Annotated in this window: 24 protein-coding genes; 19 read left to right on the forward strand and 5 right to left on the reverse strand. The window is 70.1% G+C overall.

Going from position 1 to position 24,910, the window contains the following annotated elements:
* Positions 1-17: 17 nt before the first annotated feature.
* Positions 18-1,007, reverse strand: a complete 990-nt coding sequence (gene coaA, locus ACFYO0_RS44175; protein WP_388687557.1) for a type I pantothenate kinase — start codon at positions 1,005-1,007, stop codon at positions 18-20.
* A 233-nt stretch (positions 1,008-1,240) separates the two neighbouring features.
* Between coaA and ACFYO0_RS44180 the strand changes: the two genes are divergently transcribed.
* Both ACFYO0_RS44180 and ACFYO0_RS44185 read left to right on the forward strand, forming a co-directional pair.
* A complete protein-coding gene (locus ACFYO0_RS44180; protein ID WP_386340894.1) occupies positions 1,241-1,402 on the forward strand; it encodes a hypothetical protein in 162 nt (53 codons plus the stop codon).
* A 156-nt stretch (positions 1,403-1,558) separates the two neighbouring features.
* Positions 1,559-1,930 (forward strand): holo-ACP synthase, encoded by a 372-nt coding sequence (locus ACFYO0_RS44185; RefSeq protein WP_388687651.1) that lies wholly within the window; start codon positions 1,559-1,561, stop codon positions 1,928-1,930.
* Positions 1,931-1,944: 14 nt separating this feature from the next.
* On the opposite strand, the gene ACFYO0_RS44190 is transcribed toward ACFYO0_RS44185, so the two are convergent.
* Positions 1,945-3,393 carry an NAD(P)H-hydrate dehydratase gene (locus tag ACFYO0_RS44190; protein WP_388687558.1) on the reverse strand — a complete coding sequence of 483 codons (1,449 nt, stop codon included), beginning with the start codon at positions 3,391-3,393 and terminating at the stop codon, positions 1,945-1,947.
* A 121-nt stretch (positions 3,394-3,514) separates the two neighbouring features.
* Here ACFYO0_RS44190 and alr point away from each other — a divergent pair, with 121 nt between their 5' ends.
* The 3 genes from alr (at position 3,515) to tsaE (ending at position 6,804) form a co-directional block, all read left to right on the forward strand.
* Positions 3,515-4,669 carry an alanine racemase gene (alr, locus tag ACFYO0_RS44195; RefSeq protein ID WP_388687560.1) on the forward strand — a complete coding sequence of 385 codons (1,155 nt, stop codon included), beginning with the start codon at positions 3,515-3,517 and terminating at the stop codon, positions 4,667-4,669.
* A 304-nt stretch (positions 4,670-4,973) separates the two neighbouring features.
* On the forward strand, positions 4,974-6,191 hold the full coding sequence (locus ACFYO0_RS44200) for an alpha/beta fold hydrolase (protein ID WP_388687561.1): 1,218 nt from the start codon (positions 4,974-4,976) through the stop codon (positions 6,189-6,191).
* Positions 6,192-6,279: 88 nt separating this feature from the next.
* Positions 6,280-6,804 (forward strand): tRNA (adenosine(37)-N6)-threonylcarbamoyltransferase complex ATPase subunit type 1 TsaE, encoded by a 525-nt coding sequence (gene tsaE / locus ACFYO0_RS44205; protein WP_388687563.1) that lies wholly within the window; start codon positions 6,280-6,282, stop codon positions 6,802-6,804.
* 489 nt (positions 6,805-7,293) lie between these two features.
* Here tsaE and ACFYO0_RS44210 read toward each other — a convergent pair whose 3' ends face one another.
* The gene (locus ACFYO0_RS44210) at positions 7,294-7,848 is read right to left on the reverse strand and encodes a hypothetical protein (RefSeq protein ID WP_388687565.1); all 555 of its coding nucleotides are present in this window, start codon (positions 7,846-7,848) and stop codon (positions 7,294-7,296) included.
* Between the two features lie 120 nt (positions 7,849-7,968).
* Here ACFYO0_RS44210 and tsaB point away from each other — a divergent pair, with 120 nt between their 5' ends.
* The 7 genes from tsaB (at position 7,969) to ACFYO0_RS44245 (ending at position 14,181) form a co-directional block, all read left to right on the forward strand.
* A complete protein-coding gene (tsaB, locus tag ACFYO0_RS44215) occupies positions 7,969-8,622 on the forward strand; it encodes a tRNA (adenosine(37)-N6)-threonylcarbamoyltransferase complex dimerization subunit type 1 TsaB (RefSeq protein ID WP_388687567.1) in 654 nt (217 codons plus the stop codon).
* 17 nt (positions 8,623-8,639) lie between these two features.
* Positions 8,640-9,113, forward strand: a complete 474-nt coding sequence (rimI, locus tag ACFYO0_RS44220) for a ribosomal protein S18-alanine N-acetyltransferase (protein WP_388687653.1) — start codon at positions 8,640-8,642, stop codon at positions 9,111-9,113.
* A complete protein-coding gene (tsaD, locus tag ACFYO0_RS44225) occupies positions 9,106-10,206 on the forward strand; it encodes a tRNA (adenosine(37)-N6)-threonylcarbamoyltransferase complex transferase subunit TsaD (protein WP_388687569.1) in 1,101 nt (366 codons plus the stop codon). The genes rimI and tsaD overlap by 8 nt, the downstream gene beginning before the upstream one ends.
* Positions 10,203-10,472 carry a hypothetical protein gene (locus ACFYO0_RS44230; RefSeq protein ID WP_388687570.1) on the forward strand — a complete coding sequence of 90 codons (270 nt, stop codon included), beginning with the start codon at positions 10,203-10,205 and terminating at the stop codon, positions 10,470-10,472. Before tsaD ends, ACFYO0_RS44230 begins: the two co-directional genes overlap by 4 nt.
* 195 nt (positions 10,473-10,667) lie before the next feature.
* Positions 10,668-11,705: a LacI family DNA-binding transcriptional regulator gene (locus tag ACFYO0_RS44235; protein ID WP_388687572.1), complete on the forward strand. Its 1,038-nt coding sequence runs from the start codon at positions 10,668-10,670 to the stop codon at positions 11,703-11,705.
* A gap of 163 nt (positions 11,706-11,868) precedes the next feature.
* Positions 11,869-13,161, forward strand: a complete 1,293-nt coding sequence (locus tag ACFYO0_RS44240; RefSeq protein ID WP_388687654.1) for an extracellular solute-binding protein — start codon at positions 11,869-11,871, stop codon at positions 13,159-13,161.
* A 9-nt stretch (positions 13,162-13,170) separates the two neighbouring features.
* The gene (locus ACFYO0_RS44245; protein ID WP_388687574.1) at positions 13,171-14,181 is read left to right on the forward strand and encodes a carbohydrate ABC transporter permease; all 1,011 of its coding nucleotides are present in this window, start codon (positions 13,171-13,173) and stop codon (positions 14,179-14,181) included.
* Here ACFYO0_RS44245 and ACFYO0_RS44250 read toward each other — a convergent pair.
* Complete coding sequence (locus tag ACFYO0_RS44250; protein WP_388687576.1) at positions 14,156-14,326, reverse strand: hypothetical protein; 171 nt, start codon at positions 14,324-14,326, stop codon at positions 14,156-14,158. The two genes, ACFYO0_RS44245 and ACFYO0_RS44250, sit on opposite strands and share 26 nt — an antisense overlap.
* Here ACFYO0_RS44250 and ACFYO0_RS44255 point away from each other — a divergent pair.
* From ACFYO0_RS44255 to ACFYO0_RS44280, 6 genes are all read left to right on the forward strand, one after another.
* Positions 14,325-15,089, forward strand: a complete 765-nt coding sequence (locus tag ACFYO0_RS44255) for a carbohydrate ABC transporter permease (RefSeq protein WP_388687578.1) — start codon at positions 14,325-14,327, stop codon at positions 15,087-15,089. The genes ACFYO0_RS44250 and ACFYO0_RS44255 overlap by 2 nt on opposite strands.
* Before the next feature lie 54 nt (positions 15,090-15,143).
* On the forward strand, positions 15,144-17,372 hold the full coding sequence (locus ACFYO0_RS44260; RefSeq protein ID WP_388687580.1) for a glycoside hydrolase family 3 N-terminal domain-containing protein: 2,229 nt from the start codon (positions 15,144-15,146) through the stop codon (positions 17,370-17,372).
* 230 nt (positions 17,373-17,602) lie between these two features.
* Complete coding sequence (locus ACFYO0_RS44265) at positions 17,603-18,631, forward strand: LacI family DNA-binding transcriptional regulator (protein WP_388687582.1); 1,029 nt, start codon at positions 17,603-17,605, stop codon at positions 18,629-18,631.
* A gap of 130 nt (positions 18,632-18,761) precedes the next feature.
* Positions 18,762-19,874: an LCP family protein gene (locus ACFYO0_RS44270; RefSeq protein WP_388687583.1), complete on the forward strand. Its 1,113-nt coding sequence runs from the start codon at positions 18,762-18,764 to the stop codon at positions 19,872-19,874.
* Positions 19,875-19,945: 71 nt separating this feature from the next.
* Positions 19,946-20,494, forward strand: a complete 549-nt coding sequence (locus tag ACFYO0_RS44275) for a YciI family protein (RefSeq protein ID WP_388687585.1) — start codon at positions 19,946-19,948, stop codon at positions 20,492-20,494.
* 127 nt (positions 20,495-20,621) lie between these two features.
* Positions 20,622-21,905, forward strand: coding sequence for an RNA polymerase sigma factor (locus tag ACFYO0_RS44280; protein WP_388687656.1), 1,284 nt, complete (start codon positions 20,622-20,624; stop codon positions 21,903-21,905).
* A gap of 33 nt (positions 21,906-21,938) precedes the next feature.
* Here ACFYO0_RS44280 and ACFYO0_RS44285 read toward each other — a convergent pair whose 3' ends face one another.
* Complete coding sequence (locus ACFYO0_RS44285) at positions 21,939-23,282, reverse strand: UDP-glucose dehydrogenase family protein (protein WP_388687587.1); 1,344 nt, start codon at positions 23,280-23,282, stop codon at positions 21,939-21,941.
* Positions 23,283-23,563: 281 nt separating this feature from the next.
* Here ACFYO0_RS44285 and ACFYO0_RS44290 point away from each other — a divergent pair, with 281 nt between their 5' ends.
* Entirely contained in the window at positions 23,564-24,736 is a 1,173-nt protein-coding gene (locus ACFYO0_RS44290) for an acyl-CoA dehydrogenase family protein (protein ID WP_388687589.1), read from the forward strand.
* The last annotated feature ends 174 nt before the right edge of the window (positions 24,737-24,910 follow it).

Consider the following 24,910-nt stretch of genomic DNA (forward strand, 5'->3'; position numbering starts at 1 on the left):
AGCGTATCCGGGCCCGGTTACAGCTTGCGCAGACTCAGACGCTGCACCTTGTGATCGGGGCCCTTGCGCAGGACGAGGGTCGCGCGGCCACGCGTGGGGGCCACGTTCTCCAGCAGATTGACCTTGTTGATCGTCCGCCACATCGTACGGGCGTAGTCCAGCGCCTCCTCCTCGGAGACCTGGGTGTACTTGCGGAAGTACGAGGACGGGTTCTGGAAGGCCGTCTCGCGGAGCCTGCGGAATCGGTTCAGGTACCAGTGCTCGATGTCCTCGGGCCGGGCATCGACGTAGACGCTGAAGTCGAAGTAGTCGGCGAGACCCACGCGGGTGCGGCCGTCCTTGCCGGGCAGGGCGGGTTGCAGGACGTTCAGGCCCTCGACGATCAGGATGTCCGGGCGGCGCACGGTGAGCCGCTTGCCCGGCACGATGTCGTAGATCAGGTGGGAGTAGACGGGCGCGGTGACCTCGTCCTTGCCGGCCTTGATGTCCGCGACGAAACGGGTCAGGGCGCGTCGGTCGTACGACTCCGGGAAGCCCTTGCGCGACATCAGGCCCCGCGCCTGGAGCTCCTTGGTCGGCAGTAGAAAACCGTCCGTGGTGACCAGCTCGACGCGCGGATGCTCGGGCCAGCGGGACAGCAGGGCCTGGAGGAGACGGGCGACGGTCGACTTGCCGACCGCCACGGAGCCGGCGACCCCTATGACGAACGGCGTCCCGGACTGCGAGCCCTGCTCGCCGAGGAACGTGTTCAGGGCGCCGCGCAGTCCGTCCGTGGCCTTGACGTACAGGTTCAGCAGCCGGGACAGCGGGAGGTAGATGTCGCGTACCTCGTCGAGGTCGATGACATCGCCCAGACCGCGCAGCTTCTCGACCTCGTCGGCGGTCAGCGGGAGCGGCGTCTTCTCGCGGAGCGCGCTCCACTCGGCACGGGTGAGGTCGACGTAGGGAGTCGCCTCCGGCCTGGACCGGTGGGCGCTCCGCGGCGACATGGAGACCGAAGAGATCACAGTCCATTGTTACGGGAGCAGAGGCGCAGCGGCGGGTGGGGTCCGTCACGTCCGGCTGTGGACAAGTTGTGGGGAAGGTATGGACCTGCGGGGTCGGTGGGGATACGGTCCGGGCAGCCGGGAGCGAGCCGCCTTCCGGCGGGTCCTGGGGGTTGGGGGTGGCTGTGGCCATGCGTATTCGTGATGCTGTGCGGTGGAGATCGGCGCGTGCAGACGCGGACTTCGAGGGGCGCGTGAGCAGCGAGCTGGCGGCAGATCTGCCGGACGAGGACTTGGGGGAGTACCTCTACGACTGCATCGACCTGTACGAGATGGGCAGCAAGCCGCGCTGCGAGGAAGTCGAGTACCTGGAGCTGGTGCAGGAAGCGATCGAGCGGGTCGAGCGGGGGCGCTGAGCGCTGACTTGAACGGTTTCGGGTGCGGCGTCGCGACGGACCCGCAGTCGCCAACAAACCGAACCCACCAGCCCGGTAGGCGCTCCCACCCAACCGCCGGAGGCATAAGCTGCCGCGCATGTGCGCAGTCGTGGGTTACGGCCCCATGGGAGTGGCATCGTGATCATCGGGGTGGGAATCGATGTCGCCGAGATCGAGCGGTTCGCGGCGTCGCTGCGGCGGACGCCCGGGCTGGCCGAACGGCTTTTCGTGGAGCGGGAGTTGCACCTGCCAAGTGGCGAGCGGCGCGGGGTTGCGTCACTCGCGGCCCGGTTCGCGGCGAAGGAGGCACTTGCCAAGGCGCTGGGGGCACCGAGCGGGCTGTACTGGACGGACGCGGAGGTGGTCGTCGAGGACAGCGGGCAGCCGAGGCTGCAGGTGACGGGGACGGTCGCCGCGCGGGCGGCCGAGCTGGGGGTCCGGTCGTGGCATGTGTCGCTGAGCCATGACGCGGGCGTGGCTTCGGCGGTGGTCGTCGCGGAGGGGTAGAGGTCCGCGCCGCCTCAGCTCATGACATCCCGCCATGCGGAGCGGATCGACTCGGACACGTCGTGCGCGCCCACGGGCGCCCCGTCCGCCGCGAACCGCCCCGCAAGCCCGTGGAGGTACGCCGCCACGCTCCCGGCGTCCAGGGCGCTCAGCCCCGAGGCCAGCAGTGATCCGGCGAGCCCCGACAACACGTCCCCGCTGCCCGCCGTGGCCAGCCAGGACGTCCCCGTCGAGTTGACCCGGACCGGCCCACCCCCGGGCGAAGCCACCAACGTGGTCGAGCCTTTCAGCAACACCGTCGCCACGTACCGCTCCGACAGCTCCCGCACGGACTGCAACCGCGCCGCCTCGACCGACTCCCGCGAGACACCGAGCAACGCGGCGGCCTCACCGGCATGAGGCGTCATCAGCGTGGGCGCCTTCCGGGCCCGTACGAGATCCCGGTCCGCGAGCCGGAGGCCGTCCGCGTCCACGAGGACGGGTACGTCCTGGGCGAGCACCTCCGCCACACTCTGCGCGTCGTCGCCGGCCCCCGGCCCCACGACCCAGGCCTGCACCCGCCCGGCCCGTTTCGGGCCCTGGTCCGAGACGAGCGTTTCGGGGAAGCGGGCGATCACCGCGTCCCCGGCGGGACCGACGTACCGTACGGCCCCGGCTCCGCCCCGCAGCGCGCCCGCCACGGCGAGTACGGCCGCCCCGGGATACCGCGAGGACCCGGCGGCGATCCCCACGACGCCGCGCCGGTACTTGTCGCTCTCGGCACCCGGAGCAGGCAACAGCGCCGCCACATCGGCATGTTGCAGTGCCTCCGCCTCGGCCTCGTCGGGCAGCGAGAGCCCGATGTCCACTAGCCGCACCGAACCTGCGTACTCCCGTGCCGGATCGATCAGCAGCCCCGGCTTGTGCGTGCCGAAGGTCACGGTCAGGTCGGCATGGATCGCCGCGCCGCGTACCTCGCCGGTGTCCGCCTCGACACCGCTCGGCAGATCCACGGCGACGACGGCGGCGCGGGAGGACTCGGCCAGCTCGGCCAGGGAGGCGGCGTCGGGGCGCAGTCCGCCCTTGCCGCCGATCCCGACGATTCCGTCGACGACGAGATCGGCGGAACGGATCGCCCGCTCGACTGCTGTGTCGCCTTCGTCGTGCTGGGTGGACTGTACGCTGCCGCCTGCCCGGCGCAGCGCCGCCAGGCCGCCGGGATGGGTTCGCTCGGGGGACAGCAGTGCGGCCGTGACGCCCGCGCCGCGGCGGGCGAGGCGGGCTCCCGCGTACAGGGCGTCTCCGCCGTTGTCCCCGCTGCCCACGAGCAGGACGACCCGGCGGCCGTACACCCGCCCCATCAACTCCGCACAGGCCGCGGCCAGTCCGGCCGCCGCCCGCTGCATGAGCGCCCCCTCCGGAAGCCGCGCCATCAACTCCCGCTCGGCCGCCCGCACCGTTTCCACTCCGAACGCACTTCGCATACGCCGAGTCTCGCGTACGCGGCGGCCTCGCGTGCGCCGGCTCGGTACCTCGGGCGAGCCCGGTGCTCACAGCGGTACGGGCTCGGCGGGCGTGTCGGTGGGCTCTGAGACACTGGGCGCAATGAATGAGACAGCGTCCGCGCGTGCCCGCGCCGAGATCGATCTGGCCGCCCTTGCGGCCAATGTGGGGACCCTGCGCGCCTACGCACCGGATGCCGCCCTGATGGCGGTGGTGAAATCCGACGCGTATGGCCACGGGGCAGTGCGGTGTGCCCGGGCGGCGCTCGACGCGGGGGCCGGCTGGCTGGGGACGGCCACGCCCGAGGAGGCCCTGGCTCTGCGCGAAGCGGGGCTGCGGGGGCGGATCATGTGCTGGCTGTGGACGCCCGGCGGACCTTGGCGGGAGGCCGTCGAGGCCGACGTGGACCTGGGGATCAGCGGGCTCTGGGCCTTGCGGGAAGCCGTCGAGGCCGCGCGCGCCGCGGGACGTACGGCTCGAGTTCAGCTCAAGGCCGACACCGGACTCGGGCGCAACGGGTGTCAGCCGGGTGACTGGCCCGAGTTGGTCGCGGCAGCCCTGCGTGCCGAGGCCGAGGGACTGGTCCGGGTCACGGGGCTCTGGTCGCATTTCGCCTGTGCCGATGAGCCGGGGCATCCCTCCATCGGGGCCCAACTCACCGCCTTCCGCGAGATGGTGACGTACGCGGAAAAGCAGGGCATACAGCCAGAAGTGCGACATATCGCCAACTCGCCCGCCACGCTCACGCTTCCGGAGTCCCACTTCGATCTCGTACGGACCGGAATCGCGACGTACGGCATTTCGCCCAGCCCCGCCCTCGGCACCGCGGCCGAGCTGGGGCTGCGGCCGGTGATGACGCTGTCGGCCTCGCTCGCGCTGGTGAAGCGCGTTCCGGCGGGGCACGGCGTCAGTTACGGGCATCACTACGTCACGCCGGGCGACACGACCCTCGGCCTGGTGCCCGTGGGGTACGCGGACGGGATCCCACGCCACGCCTCCGGCACCGGGCCCGTCCTGGCCGGCGGCAAGTGGCGGACGGTGGCGGGGCGGGTCGCGATGGACCAGTTCGCCGTCGATCTCGGCGGGGACCAGCCGGCGGTGGGGGAACGCGTGGTGCTGTTCGGGCCGGGCGATGAAGGTGAGCCGACCGCCGAGGACTGGGCCCAGGCGGCAGGCACGATCGCCTATGAAATCGTGACCCGGATCGGAACCCGTGTGCCGCGCGTCTACGTGAATATTGAATCCTCCCCCCGCTGAAGCAGGGGGACCCCTGGCTCACGCTGCCTGCGGGTCAGCGACCCGACAGGTCTTCCACGATCAACACCAGCCGGGTTGAAACCAGCCCGGTTTGTCCCGCAAAGCTTGGAGGTGCATGTGCTGTCTTGGTTCTCGATCAGCACGGCGTATGCGCTTGGTTCTCGCAACGCACGGCAGTCAGCTTACCCGACCGTGTGGACGATCCGGGGCACTCTCGGAGGAACCAGGTGAATGACACACGAGACGGGTACGCAGCCTTCGGGGGACGGCCCCCGGACCACACACCTGCGAAGAGGAGCGGTACGTGAGCGAGAGCAGGGCGGAGGCCGTCGCCTCGGTGGCCTCCGCCGCGGGGAGCGCCGGGAACTGGCGTAGGGCGGGCATCGTCGGCACCGCGATAGGCGTCGTCGCCGCAGGCGCCGCCGCCGGAGTCGCGATCGAGCGGCTCACCGTCGGCCGCGGCATGCGCAAGAAGGCCCGGCTCGCCCTCGACTCGGCAGGTCCGTACGGCGCGCTGCGCGGCATGCCCGGCACGGCGACCGCGGACGACGGCACGGAGATCTACTACGAGATCGACGACGTGGAGCAGGACGCCACGCTCACCCCTCGCCGCCGCAGACTGTTCGGCCGCAAGGCCCCGGCTCCCGTCACCGTCGTCTTCAGCCACGGTTACTGCCTCAGCCAGGACTCCTGGCACTTCCAACGCGCCGCCCTGCGCGGTGTCGTACGCACAGTCCACTGGGACCAGCGCAGCCACGGCCGCTCCGGACGCGGTGTGGCACAGGTCCAGGGCGGTGTGCCGCTCGACATCGATCAGCTCGGCCGCGATCTGAAAGCCGTGATCGACGCGGCCGCACCGGAGGGTCCGCTCGTGCTCATCGGGCACTCGATGGGCGGAATGACGGTGATGGCGCTTGCCGACCAGTACCCCGACCTCATCCGTGAGCGGGTGGTCGGTGTCGGGCTCGTCGGTACGTCGTCGGGGAACCTCGGCGAGGTCAACTTCGGGCTTCCGGTTGCGGGGGTCAACGCGGTGCGGCGCGTGCTGCCCGGCGTACTGAAGGCGCTGGGGCAGCGGGCCGAGCTGGTGGAGAAGGGGCGGCGGGCCACGGCCGACCTGTTCGCCGGGATCATCAAGCGGTACTCGTTCGCTTCCAGGGACGTCGACCCGGCGGTCGCGCGGTTCGCCGAGCGGCTGATCGAGGGCACGCCGATCGATGTGGTCGCCGAGTTCTATCCGGCGTTCACCGACCACGACAAGACGGAGGCGCTGGCGTACTTCGCCGAACTGCCCGTCCTCGTGTTGTCCGGCGTCAAGGACCTCGTCACGCCGAGCGAGCACAGCGAGGCGATCGCGGACGTCTTGCCGGAGGCGGAGTTGGTACTGGTGCCGGACGCCGGGCACCTGGTGATGCTGGAGCACCCGGCAGTCGTCACCGACCGCCTCGCTGATCTGCTCGCCCGAACGGGGGCGATGCCCACCACCGCTAACGTGGGGGGCTGTGACTCCGCTACCTCCTGACGGAGGCGGCTTCCAGCCTTCGGCTGCGGTCCAGCCCGGACCAGCCCCTTGCGGGACGTGACCACAGTACTACTGCAAGTGAGTGACGATGAAAGAACGCGCAACGTCGCACCTCTCGGCGCCCGATGGTGTCACCGCCCGGCTCACCGTCAACTCCCCCGAACAGATGCAGGAGTTGGGCCGCCGCCTGGCCAAGCTGCTGCGCCCCGGTGACCTGGTGATGCTCACCGGGGAGCTGGGCGCGGGCAAGACGACGTTGACCCGTGGGCTCGGCGAGGGGCTGGGCGTACGGGGTGCGGTCACGTCCCCCACCTTCGTGATCGCCCGTGTGCATCCGTCTCTCGGTGACGGGCCGCCACTCGTCCACGTCGACGCGTACCGCCTGGGTGGCGGGCTGGACGAGATGGAGGATCTCGACCTCGATGTCTCGCTGACCGATTCGGTGATCGTCGTGGAGTGGGGCGAGGGGAAGGTCGAGGAGCTGACCGAGGAACGGCTGCATGTGTTCATCCACCGGGCGGTGGGGGACACCACGGACGAGGTCCGGCATGTGGTGCTCCGCGGGGTGGGGGAGCGGTGGGTGGCCGTGGACCTGAGTGTGCTCTCGGCTTGAGGCGAGCCTTGAGGGCCGGGTTTCGTAACGTTCCGACATGGCGTCGGCAAGAGGTTGCGTGGGGTGGCTTCGGCGTGTTCAGATGGGTACCGGTGTTGGTTAGGGTTACCTAACTACGTCTGCTCCCGGAGCCCCAGGAGGCGGCCATGTCGACTTCGGATCGTGACGCGGTAGTTCCTGCGGAAGCCGGCGTGGTTTCGGTGCGCGAGCTGCTCGCGGCTTGCGCCGCCGCCCGCGTTGTGTCTACGCCGCCGCGGGACCCGGCGCCTGCGCCGCGGGCGCCCGTGGCGGAGGGGCGACAGCATCGCGAGGCTGCGTAAGCAGGGGTTTCTTTCCCCAGCCCCGCCCCTTCCCGAAACTGGGGCTACGTCCCAGACCCCCGCAAGGGGGGTGACACGTCGTATCGCGGCTGCGGGTCCGTTGTGGCTTGTCGCGCAGTTCCCCGCGCCCCCGAAGGGCGCGGTCCCCCATGCCGCCGTGGGGGAGGTGCTACGCCACCACGACAACCTTCGTGCCGACCGTCGCGAACTCCCACATCGCGTCCCCGTCCGCCCGGGATTCCCGAATCCCGCCCAGCTTCTTCCCGGGGTCGGGGGCGGAGGTCGACCCGTCCACCGCCGCGCTGAAGCCGATCGTCGTGCCGTCCACGTTCGCGAAGCGGACCACGTGTTCGACGGCCACGCCGTCGGAGCCGGTGATGGAGCCGGAGCGAGAGGTGACGGCGTACGTGTCGGGCGCGGGGGCGACCGTGCCGGGGGTGACCGCGAAGGTGCGGCGCACCTTGTCGTTCGCGGCGACCAGCCAGACCCGGTCGGCCTGCACCGAGTACACGACCCGGCGGCCGGTGCCGGACCGGCCGGGCAGCGCCGCCGCGTTCGACTCGGCGCGCGGGGACGGGGCGGAGGCCGTGGGAGACGACGCGGGCCGAGCCGGTGCGCCCAGTGTGTCCGGCACGTTGGCGGACGCCTGATAGGCGAGGAAGCCGACTGCGGCGATCGCCGCCACGGTGAGCCCGGCCACGAATCCCGAGCTGCTCCTAGCCACCTTGGGGCCCACCTCTCGTACGACATACGTGTCAATGTGACAGTTGAGGTGACGGTAGCAGCAGGGGCACGTGGGACCTGGGCGACGGTGCCTTCGCCTCGGGAGCCGTAGGCTGTTCGCGTGCTCTTGCTCGCTCTGGATACCGCCACTCCCGCCGTCACCGTCGCCCTGCATGACGGGACGTCCGTCGTCGCCTCGTCGAGTCAGGTGGACGCGCGTCGGCACGGAGAGTTGTTGCTGCCCGCCGTCGACCGGGTGCTCACCGAGGCCGGGCTGCGGCTCGACGCCGTCACCGGCATCGTCGCGGGCGTGGGACCCGGCCCGTACACGGGGCTGCGGGTCGGCCTGATGACCGCCGACACCTTCGGGCTCGCGCTGGGCGTTCCCGTGTACGGACTGTGCACGCTCGACGGACTCGCGTACGCGGCCGACATGCAGGGCCCCTTCGTCGTGGCGACCGACGCGCGGCGCAAAGAGGTCTACTGGGCGCGGTACGCCGATTCCCGTACGCGCGTCAGCGGGCCCGCCGTGGACCGGCCCGCCGAGATCGCCGACGCGGTCGCCGGTCTGCCCTCGGTCGGCGCGGGGGCGCTGCTCTACCCCGACACCTTCCCGGACGTGTACGAGCCCGAGAACGTCTCGGCGTCGGCGCTCGCCTCCCTTGCGGCCGAGAAGCTGGCGAAGGGCGAGGAACTCCCCGCCCCCCGGCCGCTCTATCTGCGCCGCCCCGACGCCCAGGTGCCCAAGAACTACAAGGTGGTCACCCCCAAGTGACTCCCGTGCTGCGCGAGATGCGCTGGTGGGACATCGATCCCGTACTGGAGCTGGAGAAGGCCCTCTTCCCGGAGGACGCCTGGTCGAGGGGCATGTTCTGGTCCGAACTGGCCCATTCCCGGGGGCCGACGGCGACGAAGCGGTATGTCGTGGCGGAAGCCGGCGATCGGATCGTCGGGTACGGGGGACTCGCCGCCTCAGCGGATGTGGGCGACGTACAGACCATCGCCGTCGCTCGTGATCAGTGGGGTACCGGAGTCGGTGCGCTGATACTGACCGAGCTGCTGCGGGCCGCGACCGCCTTCGAGTGTGCCGAGGTGATGCTCGAGTGCCGGATCGACAACATCCGCGCCCAGAAGCTGTACGAGCGCTTCGGCTTCGAGCCGATCGGCTTCCGGCGCGGTTACTACCAGCCGGGCAACGTCGACGCGCTCGTGATGCGCCTGCAAGATCCCTCAACCTCAGTGCAAGGAACCGAGACCCATGGCTGACTCACGCGACGAGCCTCTCGTACTCGGCATCGAGACCTCCTGCGACGAGACCGGCGTCGGCATCGTCCGCGGCAACACCCTGCTGGCGGACGCGGTCGCGTCGAGCGTCGACGAGCACGCGCGCTTCGGCGGCGTCGTACCGGAGGTCGCGTCCCGCGCGCACCTGGAGGCGATGGTGCCGACCATCGACCGGGCGCTGAAGCAGGCGGGGGTGAGCGCGAGGGACCTGGACGGGATCGCCGTCACGGCCGGTCCGGGGCTCGCGGGCGCGCTGCTCGTGGGTGTTTCGGCGGCGAAGGCGTACGCCTACGCGCTGGGCAAGCCGTTGTACGGCGTCAATCACCTGGCCTCGCACATTTGCGTCGACCAGCTGGAACATGGGGCGCTGCCGGAGCCGACCATGGCGTTGCTGGTGTCCGGCGGCCACTCGTCTCTGCTGCTCTCCTCGGACGTCACCTCCGACGTACGGCCTCTGGGCGCGACCATCGACGACGCGGCGGGCGAGGCCTTCGACAAGATCGCGCGGGTGCTGGATCTGGGGTTCCCGGGCGGTCCGGTCATCGACCGGTACGCGCGCGAGGGCGACCCGGAGGCGATCGCGTTCCCGCGCGGGCTGACCGGGCCGCGCGATGCGGCGTACGACTTCTCCTTCTCGGGGCTGAAGACGGCCGTGGCGCGCTGGATCGAGGCCAAGCGGGCGGCAGGTGAGGAGGTTCCGGTGCGGGATGTGGCGGCCTCCTTCCAGGAGGCGGTGGTGGATGTGCTGACGCGTAAGGCCGTGCGGGCGTGCAAGGACGAGGGTGTCGAGCATCTGATGATCGGCGGAGGTGTCGCGGCCAACTCGCGGCTGCGGGCACTCGCGCAGGAGCGCTGCGAGGCTGCCGGGCTCCAACTGCGCGTACCTCGGCCGAAGTTGTGCACGGACAACGGGGCGATGGTGGCGGCGCTCGGCGCGGAGATGGTGGCGCGGAACCGGGCCGCCTCCGACTGGGATCTGTCGGCGGACTCCTCGCTGCCGGTGACGGAGCCGCACGTCCCTGGGCACACGCATGATCACGTGCATGCGGTGAGCAAGGAGAACCTGTACTCGTGACGGTCGCGTTGATGTGGGAGGCGCGGGCGGTGGCAGGCCGGGGCGAGGAGCTTCTGGCCTGGGTCCGGGCGCAGGACCTCACCGTGAGGCCCCTGCGCCGGGAGACCTTCCGGGCACCGCAGGACCGCGTCCTGGTCATCACCTGGTGGGATGCTCCGTACGACGCCGACCTTCCCGAACTGCCTGAGCCGGACGGGGAGTTGGTGACGCGGGGGGTGCACAGGTGGCGGTTCGATTCGGTGGGTGCCGATCAGGGCCGATGGTGATCGTCCGACCGCCGTCGGGACAGCCGTCGGGACAGCGACCCGGTTGGGGCCTCCTTGGCCGTGGAGTGTCTGTCTTCGTCGCACACGCCGCCGCCCGGGCGGACTGACACAGGCCACCCCGGGCCCCTGTAGCCTTCACGCCGACCCGGGTTTTCCGGAAGACTGCTGCAAGATTTCGGCAACGGAGGTGGGCGCGTGGCCCGGGAGAGCACCAAGAGCAAGGTGACCATCACCGAGATCGCCCGGCAGGCCGGGGTCTCGGTGCCCACTGTGTCGCGTGTCGTCAACGGCCGCTCCGACGTGTCGCCGGAAACCCGGGCCCGGATCGAGGACCTGCTCAGACACCACGGCTACCAGCGCAAGTCCTCCCCGCCGGGCGGCCGGGCGGTTCTCATCGACCTGGTCTTCAACGACCTCGACAGCCCTTGGGCCGTGGAGATCATCCGGGGGGTGGAGGAAGTCGCGCACGCCTCGGGTGTGGGCACGGTCGTGTCCGCCATCCACGGCGCGTCGGGCTCGGCGCGGCAGTGGATGACCAATCTGCGCACCCGCGCGTCGGACGGTGTGATCCTCGTGACCTCCGTCCTCGAACCCCGTATGCACGAGGAACTGCGGCGGCTCGGTGTCCCGCTCGTCGTCGTCGACCCGGCGGGTTCGCCCTCCCTGGACGCGCCGACCGTCGGCGCGGCCAACTGGGCGGGCGGCATGGCCGCGACGGAACACCTGCTCGGCCTGGGCCACCGCAGGATCGGCCTCGTCGCCGGGCCCCAGCGGTTGCTGTGCTCGCGGGCCCGGCTCGACGGCTACCGCGCGGCTCTCGAAGGCGCGGACATCGCGGTCGACGACGCGTTGATCGTGCCGGGCGACTTCTACCACGCGTCCGGCTTCGACGGCTGCAACGCCCTGCTCGACCTGGACGAGCCGCCCACCGCCCTGTTCGCCGCGAGCGACCAGATGGCGCTCGGCGCGATCGAGGCGTTGCGACGCCGCGGGCTCCGGGTGCCGGAGGACCTGAGCGTCGTGGGGTTCGACGACCTGCCGGAGGTCCGCTGGTCGGCGCCGCCTCTCACGACCGTGCGTCAACCTCTCGCGGAGATGGGCAAGTTGGCGACCCGTACGGTGCTGCGGCTCGCCGCGGGCGAGGAGCCCGTGTCCCCGAGGGTCGAGCTCGCCACCGAGCTTGTCGTACGGGCGAGCACGGCGCCGTTCGCCCGGCATCTCCGACGTTCCTGACGAACCTGGGGCGCCTGCCGATCTCCCCGGTCTCGCCCCCCGGGTCTCGATAATTCCGATATTTGTCAGGAGCGTTGACATACCCGTCGCCGCGCCCGTAACTTCCGTGCGCACCTGACCGATAATTTTCGGGCTCTCTTCCGGAAGGTGTGCGATGCGAGCGTTGGGCAACACCTCACTCTCCCGCCGCGGGTTCCTGGCGGCCTCCGCGGCGACCGGCCTGGGGGCGGCCGCCCTGAGCGCGTGCGGTTCCTCGGACGGCGGGAACAGCTCCGGCAAGACGGAGATCGAGTGGTGGAACATCACCACCACCCAGCCCGCGAAGAAGCTGTGGGCCCAGCGGGCCAAGGAGTTCGAGGCCGCGCATCCCGACGTGAAGATCAAGATCGTGACGCTGGAGAACGAGGCGTACAAGTCCAAGATGACCGCGCAGACCGCCTCGGGGAAGCTGCCGGACATCTTCCACACCTGGGGCGGCGGTGTGCTCGAGCAGCAGATCGACGCCGGTCTGGTCGAGGACCTGACGGACAAGGTCTCCTCCTGGACGAAGGACTTCCTGCCTGCCTCGGTGGCGCCGTTCCGGTTGGACGACAAGATGTACGCCGTCCCCTTCGACGTCGGCATGGTCGGCTTCTGGTACAACAAGGCGCTCTTCAAACAGGCCGGCATCGACACACCGCCCACCACCTGGTCCGGCTACCTCGACGCCGTCAAGGCCCTCAAGGACGAGGGGATCACGCCCATCGCGCTGGCCGGCAAGGAGAAGTGGCCGGGCATGTACTACTGGGCGTACCTCTCGATGCGGGTCGCCGGGCTCGACGCGATGCAGAAGGCCGCGGACGATGCCGACTTCACCGGCGAGGACTTCGTCAAGGCCGGCGCGCACGTCGAGGAACTTGTCGCCCTGAAACCCTTCCAGAAGGGCTTCCTCGGCGCCGCCTACTCCACGCCCACCGGTGAGGCGGCCGCGGTGGGCAACGGCAAGGCGGCCATGGAGCTGATGGGACAGTGGGCGCCGGTCGTCCAGGCGGATGCGGGCAAGGGCCTCGGCAAGGACCTCGGCTTCTTCTCCTTCCCCGCCGTGGAGGGCGGCAAGGGAGCGCTCACCGAGGTGTTCGGCGGGAGCAACGGCCACGCGGTGCGCAAGGGGGCGCCGGACGCCGCGGTGGAGTTCCTGAAGTTCTTCGCGGAGAAGGAGTTCGCGGAGAAGCTCGTCAAGGAGACCGGTCTTGTGCCGGTGTCCAAGGCCGCGCAGGGTGCGTTGACGGACCCCAACCTCATTGCCGTCTCGGCCGCGCTCGGCGACGCCACCGGCTTCCAGCTCTACCTCGACCAGGCCTACGCCCCCGCGGTCGGTCAGGAGATCAACGACAGCGTCGCCGCGCTCATCGCGGGCTCCAAGTCGCCCGAGCAGGTGACGCGTTCGGTCACGCAGGTCGCCAAGAGCGAGGGCTAGCGGCCGTCGATGACTCACTCGACCACATCGACATCGACGTACGCGCCGGGCCTCGGCAAGTCCCCTGGTCCGGCGCCCGGCTCACCCGTCCCGGCGACCCGGCCGCCCGCCCTGCACCGCCTGCGCGCCTGGCTGGGGGCCATCGTCTTCACCATCCCGGCCCTCGTCCTGTTCGGCCTGCTCGTGCTGGTGCCGATGGGCTACGCGTTCTACATCAGCTTCTTCGACTGGGGCGGATTCGGGACGCCCACGGACAGCGTGGGGTTCGACAACTACACCCGGCTCTTCGACGACCCGGTCTTCCTGGGTGACCTGTGGCGCGGATTCCTGCTCATCGCGTTCTCCATCGTCCTCCAGCTGCCGTTCGCGCTCGCCATGGCCGTGCTGCTCAACCAGAGGCTGCGCGGCCGGGCCGTCTACCGGATGCTGTTCTTCGCGCCGTACATCCTGTCCGAGGTCATCACCGGCGTGCTGTTCAGCATGATCTTCGCGCCGGACGAGGGGCTCGCCGACAAGGTCCTCGACGCGGTCGGGCTCACCGGGCTGGGCGGAGACTGGTTCGCAGGCCAGGACACCGTGCTGCCCACGCTGTTCCTCGTGATGACGTGGAAGTACTTCGGCTTCCACATGATGCTCTACCTGGCGGGCCTGCAGGGCATCCCGGCCGAGCTGCACGAGGCGGCGCGCATCGACGGGGCGAGCACCTGGCAGCGCTTCCGCCACATCACGCTGCCGCTGCTCGCGCCGACGCTCCGCATCAGCGTCTTCCTGGCCGTGATCGGCGCCATCCAGCTCTTCGACCTGGTGTGGGTGATCACGGCGGGCGGTCCCGACCACGCCTCCGAGACCATGGTCATCAGCCTCTTCCAGTACGGCTTCAAGCGCTACCAGATGGGCTACGCCAGCGCCATCAGCGTGGCGATGTTCCTGATCAGCCTCGTCTTCGCCCTCGCCTACCAGCGCTTCGTGCTGCGCCGCGACACCGAAGGAGCCATCACCACCATGCGAGGTAACCGATGAGCGCGGTTGCGAAGACGAGCGCGCGAAAGGCGAGCACCCGAAAGACCGGCACGCCGAAGACGAGCGTGCCGAGGAGCGTCGTACGCCGCCGGAGGCTCCGAGCCGCCCCCGTGTACGTGGTCCTGTGGCTGGTCGGAGTGTTCATGGTCACTCCACTCCTGTACGCCCTCGTCTCCGGTTTCAAATCGACCGACCAGCTCTCCCGCAACACCTTCGGCCTTCCGGACCCGTGGGTGACCTCGAACTACACGTCACTGCTCGGCTCGGGCGCGTTCTGGCGGGCCGTCGGCAGCAGCACCGTGATCGCTCTGGCCACCGCCCTGCTGACGGTGGGGGCGGCGGCGCTCGCCGCGTACGCGCTGGCCCGGTTCGCCTTCCGGGGACGGGAGTTGCTGTTCACCCTCTTCACGATGGGGCTGATGTTCCCCTTCGCGGTGGCGATCCTGCCGCTGTTCATCCTGCTGCGCTCTTTCGGGCTCCTCGACAACCCGTGGGGCGTGATCCTGCCCCAGGCGGCCTTCGGGCTGCCCCTGACGATCGTCATCCTGCGCGGCTTCTTCCGGGAGATACCCGGGGAACTGGAGGAGGCCGCGACGATCGACGGATGCTCGTCCTTCGGTTTCTTCTGGCGCATCCTGCTGCCGCTGGCACGCCCGGCGCTCGGCACTGTCTCCGTCCTCGCCATCGTGGGGAGCTGGAACAACTTCCTGCTCCCGCTGCTCGTCTTCAGCGAACCCACCTGGTGGACGATCCCGGTCGGCATCCAGCAGTTCCAGGGTCAGTACGCCTCCGATGTGGCCCGCATCTTCGCGTACCTGGTCCTCGCCATGGCACCCGCCCTGGCCTTCTACGCGGTCGCCGAACGCCAGCTGATCGGCGGCATCACACTCGGCGCGACCAAGGGCTGACCCGAACCCTGGCGGACGAATCCCCTAGATCCCCTTACGGATGTGAGGAGTTACATGATCCCCCCTTGGCAGGACCCCGCTCTGCCCGCAGGCGTCCGCGCCGCCGATCTGCTCGCCCGCATGACCCCGCAGGAGAAGATCGCGCAGCTCTACGGCGTCTGGCCCGGCTCGGACGAGACCCCGGGCGGGGACATGGCGCCGCTGCAGCACGCCCTGTCCGAGGACGTGGACCTCACCGAGCTGCTCCCCCACGGCCTCGGCCAGCTGACCCGCCCCTTCGGCACGTCACCGGTCGAACCGGCCGAGGGCGTCGCCCGTCTGGCCTCCCTCCAGGAACGCGTCCGCGGCGCGAACCGCTTCCGGCTGCCGGCCCTCGCGCACGAAGAGTGCCTCACCGGCTTCACGGCCTGGCAGGCCACGATCTTTCCCACGCCGCTCGCCTGGGGTGCGAGTTTTCACCCGGCGCTGGTGAAGGAGATGGCGTCGGCGATCGGGGCCTCGATGAGGTCGGTCGGCGCACATCAGGGGCTGGCTCCCGTTCTCGACGTCGTACGGGATCCGCGCTGGGGCCGCACGGAGGAGTCGATCAGCGAGGACCCCTACCTCGTGGCGACCGTCGGCACCGCGTACGTACAGGGCCTTGAGGAGGCGGGCATCGTCGCCACGCTCAAGCACTTCGCCGGGTACTCCGCCTCGCGCGGTGCCCGCAACCACGCGCCCGCGTCGATCGGCCCGCGCGAACTGGCGGACGTCATCCTGCCGCCGTTCGAGATGGCCTTGCGGGACGGTGGCGCGCGGTCCGTGATGGCGGCGTACAACGACATCGACGGGTTGCCCGCGCACGCGCACCGTCAGCTGCTCACCGAACTCCTCCGGGACGACTGGGATTTCACGGGAACCGTCGTCTCCGACTACTTCGGCGTGTCCTTCCTGGAGACGGCGCACCAACTCGTGGACTCCCCGGCGGGAGCGGCGGCGCTCGCGCTCGCGGCGGGAGTGGACGTGGAACTGCCGGCGGTTCGGTGCCTGGGGGCGGGGCCCCTCGACGAGGAGCTGGTGGACCGGGCGGCGCTGCGCGTTCTGACGCAGAAGTGCGAGTTGGGGCTGCTGGATCCCGACTGGGCGCCGCCCGCGGCATCATCGGCTCCGGTCGATCTCGATCCACCCCACATGCGGCTACTGGCACGGCGGTTGGCGGAGGAGTCGGTCGTCCTGCTGTCCAACGACGGCACGCTGCCGCTCGCCCCCGAAGCGCGGCGGATCGCGGTTGTCGGCCCGCTCGCCGACGACCCGGCGGCCATGCTCGGCTGTTACACGTTCCCCCGCCACGTTCTCCTGGACCACCCCGAGGTCCCGATGGGGGTCGCCGTGCCGACGCTGCTCGAAGCGCTGCGCGCGGAGCTGCCGGACGTGGAATTCGTGGACGATCCGGTGGCGGCCGAGCTGTGTGTGGTCGCGGTCGGCGACCGGTCGGGGCTGTTCGGGCGCGGCACCTCGGGTGAGGGCTGCGATGCCGCGGACCTCGAACTTCCCGACGCGCAGGGCGCGTTGCTGGACAAGGCGCTGGCATCCGAAACGCCGGTCGTCCTGGTCGTGCTCTCGGGCCGCCCCTATGCACTCGGACGCTGGGCGGACCGGTGCGGCGCGGTGGTTCAGGCGTTTTTCCCCGGCGAGGAGGGAGGGCCCGCGGCGGCGGGCGTACTGTCGGGCCGCGTCAACCCGTCCGGGAGGCTCCCCGTGAGCGTGCCGCGCGATCCCGCTGGGCAACCCTGGACGTACCTCGCCCCGCCGCTCGGACAACGCGCAGAGGCCAGCAGCCTCGACCCCACGCCCCTGTTCCCGTTCGGACATGGGCTGTCCTACACCACGTACGACTGGCAGGAGCCGGCGGTCGACGCCGACGCGTTCCCGACGGACGGCGAGACCACGCTGCGTCTGACGGTGCGCAACACCGGGAAGCGGCCCGGCGCGGAGGTCGTCCAGCTCTATCTCCACGACCCGGTCGGCAAAGTGGCCCGCCCGGTGGCCCGACTGGTGGGCTATGCGCGGGTGCCGCTGGAGGCGGGGGAGTCGGCGGAGGTCCACTTCACGTTTCCGGCGGACCTGGCCGCGTACACGGGGCCGGACGGCAACCGGATCGTGGAACCCGGAGAGCTGGAGCTGCGGTTGGCCGCGTCCTGCGCCGAGGGAGATGTGCGGCATGCGGTGCCCGTCACGCTGACCGGGCCGGAGCGGGTCGTGGGCCGGGAGCGGCGGATGCGGTGCGATGTACGGGTGAAGTGAGAGGGCCGCGCTGTGCCTCGTTTTTCCCTGTTCTGGCTCGTCCTGCCCGCGTTCTCGGGGGAGGCGTGTTCCCGGCGGGAGAGAGGAGGGGCGAGACATGGCCGTCGAGGGCTCGGCCGCCGCCTCATCCGTGGGTATCCGAATGTTTCGAATTGTACTTCGAATGTTCCGAGAACGCGTAGCCGTCAAAGGGCTTCGTCAGGAGGGTGCGCAGGGATACGATCGCGCTCATGACTCACCCGAATCCCGCCGTGGCCCGGTCCGCGACGCTCGCCGAAATCGCCCGCGAGGCGGGAGTCTCGGCTCCGACTGTTTCGAAGGTGCTCAACGGCCGTGCCGATGTGGCCCCGGCGACTCGTAGTCGCGTCGAGGAGCTGCTGCGCCACCACGGTTATCGGCGACGCCGGGCCGAGGCGTCCCGTTCACCCTTGATCGACCTGGTCTTTCACGAGCTGGAGAGCGCTTGGGCCATGGAGGTCATCCGGGGTGTCGAGAACGTCGCGCGGGACGAGGGTCTGAGCGTGGTGCTCTCCGAGAGTGCGGGCCGCCTCACCCCGGGACGTACCTGGGCGGACCAGGTCGCGGCCCGTCGGCCGCACGGTGTCGTGCTCGTACTGAGCGGGCTCGACGAGTCCCAGCGGGCGCTGCTGACCAGCCGCTCCATCCCGTTCGTGGTGATGGACCCGGCGGGCGACCCGGGCGACGACGTGCCGTCCGTCGGGGCCACCAACTGGCAGGGCGGCCTTGCCGCCACCCGCCATCTCGTGGACCTCGGCCACCAGCGGATCGGGGTGATCAGCGGGCCTTCACGGATGATGTGCAGCCGGGCGCGTCTCGACGGCTACCGGGCCGCGCTGGAGACGGCCGGGCTGCCCGTCGACCCCTCGCTGATCCGCACGGGCGACTTCCACCACGAGGCCGGCTACCGCTGCGGGCTCGAACTGCTGAAGCTGCCCGACCGGCCGACTGCCGTCTTCGCGGGAAACGACCTCCAAGCCCTCGGGCTGTACGAGGCCGCCCGTGAGCTGGGGCTGCGCGTGCCCGAGGACCTCAGCATCGTCGGCTTCGACGACCTGCCGGTGGCCCGCTGGGTGGGCCCACCGCTGACCACCGTGCGCCAGCCGCTCATGGAGATGGCCGAGGCGGCGGCCCGGCTCGTCCTCGACCTGGGGCGCGGGGAGCGGCCGACGACGGCGACGCGGGTGGAACTGGCGACGAGTCTGGTGGTGCGGAGCAGTACGGGTGCGCCTTCGGCGTAGGCGAGGGCGTGTTCCGGCGGCGTGCCGGGGGTGTGTCGAAATTTTCGAAAGCCAGAGAGAAACTCAACGAAATATGAGAGTTTCCTCAGTAAAATCCGTAAGGGGTTTCTGCCCGTAATAATTCGGACTTATGTTCCTTCCTGTGAACGGAGACGGCGAACGCGGGACTGAGGACGAGAAGAACGGCGGCGAACACGGCGGCGCCGTGAGCCACGGTGCCGACAGTGCCGGAAGTGCCGACCGGCGCTCACGGCTGCTCAAGGCCACGGGTATCGCGTTCGGTTGCGTGCTCACCCTCTCGCTCGCCGGGGCGGCATGGGCGTACTGGCACCTGAACCGCAACATCGACAGCGTCGACATCAACAGCGCGCTCGGTGACGATCGCCCCGCGCGCGCGATGGTGACGCCGGACGGCTCCGCCTCCCCGCTCCCGAGCGGCGCGCTGAACATCCTGGTCCTCGGCTCGGACTCGCGCAGCGGCGAACGCAACGCCACGCTCGGCGGGGGCGGCGAGAGCTCCGGCGCCCGTTCCGACACGGCGATGGTCGTCCACATCGACGAGGGCCGTACGGGCGCGACGATCGTGAGCATCCCGCGCGACACGCTCGTCACGCGCCCGGCCTGCCCGCGGGAATCGGGCGGTTCGACGTCGGTGGCGTACAACGCGATGTTCAACAGCGCGTACTCCGTGGGCGGTCCGGTCTGCGCGGTCAAGACGGTGGAGTCCATGACGAACGTCCGCATGGACCACTACATAGAGATCGACTTCGCCGGCTTCGCGGATCTGGTGGACGCGCTCGGCGGCGTCACGGTGACGACGGACGAGGACATCTCCGACGAGGACAGTCATCTCGAACTGGAGGCGGGCACCCACCACCTCGACGGCGAGGAGGCCCTCGCCCTCGCCCGCACCCGCCACGGCATAGGCGACGGCAGCGACCTGGGCCGCATAGGCCTCCAGCAAACCCTGGTCAAGGCCCTGCTCGACCAGGTCTCCGCCACCGACCTCCTCACCAACCCCGCGAAGCTCTACAACGTCGCCGACACCCTCACCGACAGCCTCACCACGGACACGGGCCTCGACTCCCTGACCGAGCTGATGAGCCTGGGCCGCAGCCTCCAGGGCCTCTCCTCGACGGACACCAGAACGGTGACGATGCCGGTACTCCCGGCGCCCTTCGACCGCAACCGGGTGGTCGCGGACGAGCCGGAGGCGGGGGAGCTGTGGGAATCGCTGAGGTGACCTCCTGGCGTGAACTCCATGGTCCCAAAGTCCGTTGAAGTGCCGTCTCAGGTCCGGGAGAGTCTGCGGACATGGAGTTCTTCTGCTACCACCGTGACCGGCCCGACTCCCTCAAGCTGCGCCATGAACTGCTGGAAGACCACTGGTCGTACATGGACGGGTACGCGTCGCAGCTGATCGCCCGCGGCCCGACCCTCACCGACGACGGCGAAACGCCCACCGGCAGCGTGCACATAGTGGATCTGCCGGATCCCGCCGCCGCCCGCGCGTTCGCCTTCGACGAGCCCGGCTACCAGGCGGGCGCGTACCGGGACGTACTGCTGCGCCGGTGGCGCAACCTGCTGGGCCGCACGATGTGGGAATTCCCCGGCGGCCGCGCCGGCGGTAACCACTACCTGGTGCTCGGCCTCGGCTCGGGCCGGCCCGCCGACCTCCTTGTCCCGCCCGACCAGGACGAGTTGATCGCGTACGGGCCCCTGCTGTCCGACGACGGCACCACCTGGCTGGGCACGGCGGCACTGGTCCGGGCCCCGGACCCGGACGCGGCACGCGCCGTCCTGACCTCGGACCGGTACGCCGATATCGAGGTCCACGACTGGGAGTTCGGCGGGCGGCGGTGAGGAACCAAGATCCATCCCGTCTGCCTGAGCTTGGCTGTGCGGCCCTGTGGGTGTCTGATGGTGTGGCGTGAGAGCAGAGCCGTCGGAGCAGAAGCCAGACCAGCCGACAGACCCCGCAGGCCCGGCACTGGGCGGGGCCGCTGAAGGCGCTGCCCAGCGCACCATCGAAACCGTCTTCCGTATCGAGTCGCCCCGCATCATCGCCGGTGTCGCCCGCATCGTGCGGGACGTCGGTATCGCGGAGGAGCTCGCGCAGGACGCGCTGGTCGCCGCCCTTGAGCAGTGGCCCAGGGACGGTGTGCCGGACAATCCCGGGGCCTGGCTCACGGCCACGGCCAAGCACCGGGCGATCGATCTCGTACGGCGGCGGGAACGGTACGCCCGCAAGCTGGAGGAGATGGGCCGCGACCTGGAGACATCCGCGCCGCAGGGCCACGTCGACGAACCGTCCGACCCCGACGACATCGACGACGACCTGCTGCGGCTGGTCTTCACGGCCTGCCACCCCGTGCTCTCCGCCGAGGCCCGCATCGCCCTCACCCTGCGCCTGCTCGGCGGCCTGACCACCGCTGAGATCGCACGCGCGTCCCTCGTCCCCGAGGCGACGATCGCCCAGCGCATCGTCCGCGCCAAGCGGACGCTCGCCGCGAAAGGGGTCGCCTTCGAGGTGCCGTACGGGCCGGAGCGCGAGGCCCGGCTCGGGTCCGTACTGGAGGTCATCTACCTGATCTTCAACGAGGGATACGCGGCCACCGCCGGCGACGACTGGCTGCGCCCGGCGCTCTGCGAGGACGCGCTGCGACTCGCCCGCGTACTGGCCGAGTTGATGCCGAAGGAACCCGAAGTGCACGGCCTGGCCGCACTGTTGGAGCTCCAGGCGTCGCGCTCGGCCGCGCGTACCGGGCCGTCCGGCGAGCCGGTGCTGCTCAAGGACCAGAACCGGGCCCGCTGGAACCGCATGCTGATCCGCCGCGGTTTCGCCGCCCTCGCCCGCGCCGAGTCGGTCGCCACGGGCGGCGGTCCGGGGCCGTACGTCCTCCAGGCCGCCATCGCCGCGTGCCACGCCCACGCCTACACGTACGAGGAGACCGACTGGAACCGGATCGCCACGCTGTACGGTCTCCTCGCCGCCCGGACCCCGTCCCCCGTCGTCGAGTTGAACCGCGCGGTCGCCGTCTCCATGGCCGAGGGCCCCGAACCGGCTCTCACCATCGTCGACGCCCTGGCCGCCGAACCCGCCCTGCGTGACTACCACTTGCTGCCCAGCGTGCGCGGCGACCTGCTGGCCCGCGTGGGGCGTATGGCCGAGGCGCGGGCCGAGTTCGAGCGGGCGGCGTCGCTCACGCGCAATGAGCGGGAGCGGGGGCTGTTGATGGCCCGGGTCGCGGAGTGCTCAGAGCGCGACGGATAGCCGCCCGGCCGGCAGGCGAACGTGCGGGGACGGTCAAGCCGCCGGACGGCCCATCGCCCGGTACGTCCAGCCGGCCGCACGCCACACCGCCGGATCCAGTGCGTTGCGCCCGTCCAGCAGTACCCGTCGCGACACGGCCCCGCCCAGCACCGCCGGGTCCAGCTCCCGGAACTCACGCCACTCGGTGAGATGCAGGACGACATCGGCGCCCCGTACGGCCTCGACGGCGGAATCGGCGTACCCGAGCGTCGGAAAGAGCCGCCGCGCGTTCCCCATCCCCTTCGGGTCGTACACCGTGACCTGCCCGCCCTGAAGATGGATCTGCCCGGCGACATTCAGCGCCGGCGAATCCCGTACGTCGTCCGAGTCCGGCTTGAACGTGGCGCCCAGCACCGCGACCCGCTTCCCGAGGAACGAGCCGCCCCCCAGCGCCTGACGTGTCAGCTCCACCATCTGCCCGCGCTGCCGCATGTTGATGGAGTCGATCTCGCGCAGGAACGTCAGCGCCTGATCGGCCCCCAACTCGCCCGCCCGCGCCATGAACGCCCTGATGTCCTTCGGCAGGCACCCGCCACCGAAGCCGATCCCCGCGCGCAGGAACTTCTTCCCGATCCGGTCGTCGTACCCGATCGCCTCCGCCAGCTTGGCGACGTCACCGTCCGAGGCCTCACACACCTCGGCCATCGCGTTGATGAACGAGATCTTGGTGGCGAGGAACGAGTTCGCCGAGGTCTTCACCAGCTCGGCGGTCGGGAAGTCCGTCACCACGAAAGGCGTGCCCTCGGCCAGCGGCGTCGCGTACACCTCACGCAGCAGCTTCTCCGCGCGCTCGCTGCGCACACCGGCGACGATCCGGTCGGGGTGCAGCGTGTCCTTGACGGCGAGGCCCTCACGCAGGAACTCGGGGTTCCAGGCGAGTTCGGCGTCCTCACCGGCGGGCGCGAGCTCGGCCAGCGTACGAGCGAGCCGGTCCGCGGAGCCGACGGGCACGGTCGACTTGCCGACGACCAGGGCAGGGCCCTTCAGATGCGGAGCGAGCGAGGTGAAGGCGGCGTCGACGTACGACATGTCACAGGCGTACTCGCCATGCTTCTGCGGTGTGTTCACGCAGACGAAGTGGACGTCACCGAACTCCGCGACCTCGGCCCAGTCCATGGTGAAGCGAAGCCGCCCGCTGGCCCCCTCGATCCCGGCGACATGCCTGCGCAGCAGCTCCTCCAGACCGGGTTCGTAGATCGGGACCTCGCCCCGCTGGAGCATCTCGATCTTCTCGGGAACGACATCGAGGCCGAGCACCTCGAAGCCGAGTTCGGCCATGGCCGCGGCGTGCGTGGCGCCGAGGTAGCCGGTGCCGATCACGGTGATCTTCAGGGCCATGGGTGCTCCAGTAATCAGGTGCCGACGCGTTAGCGCCGTCGTTGAGGGGTGGTGGTCGGGCGACGGAAGGGCGGCGGGCCGGGTGCGCTGCCTGAGCATAGTCGGGGGTGGCTTGCCGCTCGTCGGGCAACTCTGCGTTGCCGTCCCCCGTTGTCGTTCCGTTGCCGTTCCCGGATTCCTGATATCCCCGCTGTCGCCAAACTCACGTATCGATAGCGTGAGCAGGCCCCTAAAATTTGAGTTACTTAACGGTAATTAGCGTCCTTGGAGCGTGAGATACCTTGGCCGGATCGGCTGAATTCGACCTGTACCGCCCGTCCGAGGAGCACGACATGCTCCGCGATACGATCCGCGCCCTCGCCGAGGCGAAGATCGCGCCGTACGCCGCCGTGGTGGACGAGGAGGCCCGCTTCCCGCAGGAGGCCCTGGACGCCCTGGTCGCCTCCGACCTGCACGCCGTCCACGTACCGGAGAACTACGGCGGCGCGGGCGCGGACGCGCTGGCCACCGTGATCGTGATCGAGGAGGTGGCCCGCGTCTGCGCTTCCTCCTCCCTGATACCGGCCGTGAACAAGCTGGGCTCGCTCCCGGTGATCCTCTCCGGCTCGGAGGACCTCAAAAAGAAGTACCTGGGCCCGCTGGCCGCCGGCGACGCGATGTTCTCGTACTGCCTTTCCGAGCCGGACGCGGGCTCGGACGCGGCCGGCATGAAGACGAAGGCGGTGCGGGACGGCGATTCGTACATCCTCAACGGCGTGAAGCGCTGGATCACGAACGCGGGCGAGTCGGAGTACTACACGGTGATGGCCGTGACCGACCCCACCAAGCGCTCGAAGGGCATCTCGGCGTTCGTGGTCGAGAAGTCGGACGAGGGTGTCTCCTTCGGCGCGCCGGAGAAGAAGCTCGGTATCAAGGGATCGCCGACGCGCGAGGTGTACCTGGACAACGTCCGCATCCCCGCCGACCGCATGATCGGCGAGGAGGGCACGGGCTTCGCCACTGCCATGAAGACCCTGGACCACACCCGTATCACGATCGCCGCCCAGGCCCTCGGCATCGCCCAGGGGGCTCTGGACTACGCCAAGGGCTACGTCCAGGAGCGCAAGCAGTTCGGCAAGCCGATCGCCGACTTCCAGGGCATCCAGTTCATGCTCGCCGACATGGCCATGAAGATCGAAGCCGCGCGTCAACTCACGTACGCGGCGGCGGCGAAGTCGGAGCGCGTCGCCGCCGGAGGTGGAGAAGGGGACCTGACCTTCCAGGGGGCGGCGGCGAAGTGCTTCGCTTCGGACGTGGCGATGGAGGTCACGACGGATGCGGTGCAGCTGCTGGGTGGGTACGGGTACACGCGGGACTATCCGGTGGAGCGGATGATGCGGGACGCCAAGATCACGCAGATATACGAGGGCACGAATCAGGTCCAGCGGATCGTGATGGCCAGGAACCTTCCCTAGTAGGGTTGTTGCAGGTCGGCGGAGGTTTTGAGGCTCCGGAGGGGCGCCCTCGGTTGTCTGCCCGTTGAGGCTCGGTCAAGGCCGTTGACGGGCGTCATGCCGGGGGAGTCCTGGGAAGCCCAACCCACCCGACGCCAACCCGGAAACCTCAGTAACACCGTACGAGTGACCAGT

This window comes from Streptomyces sp. NPDC006365, from assembly GCF_042870755.1.
Classification (GTDB): domain Bacteria; phylum Actinomycetota; class Actinomycetes; order Streptomycetales; family Streptomycetaceae; genus Streptomyces; species Streptomyces xiangluensis.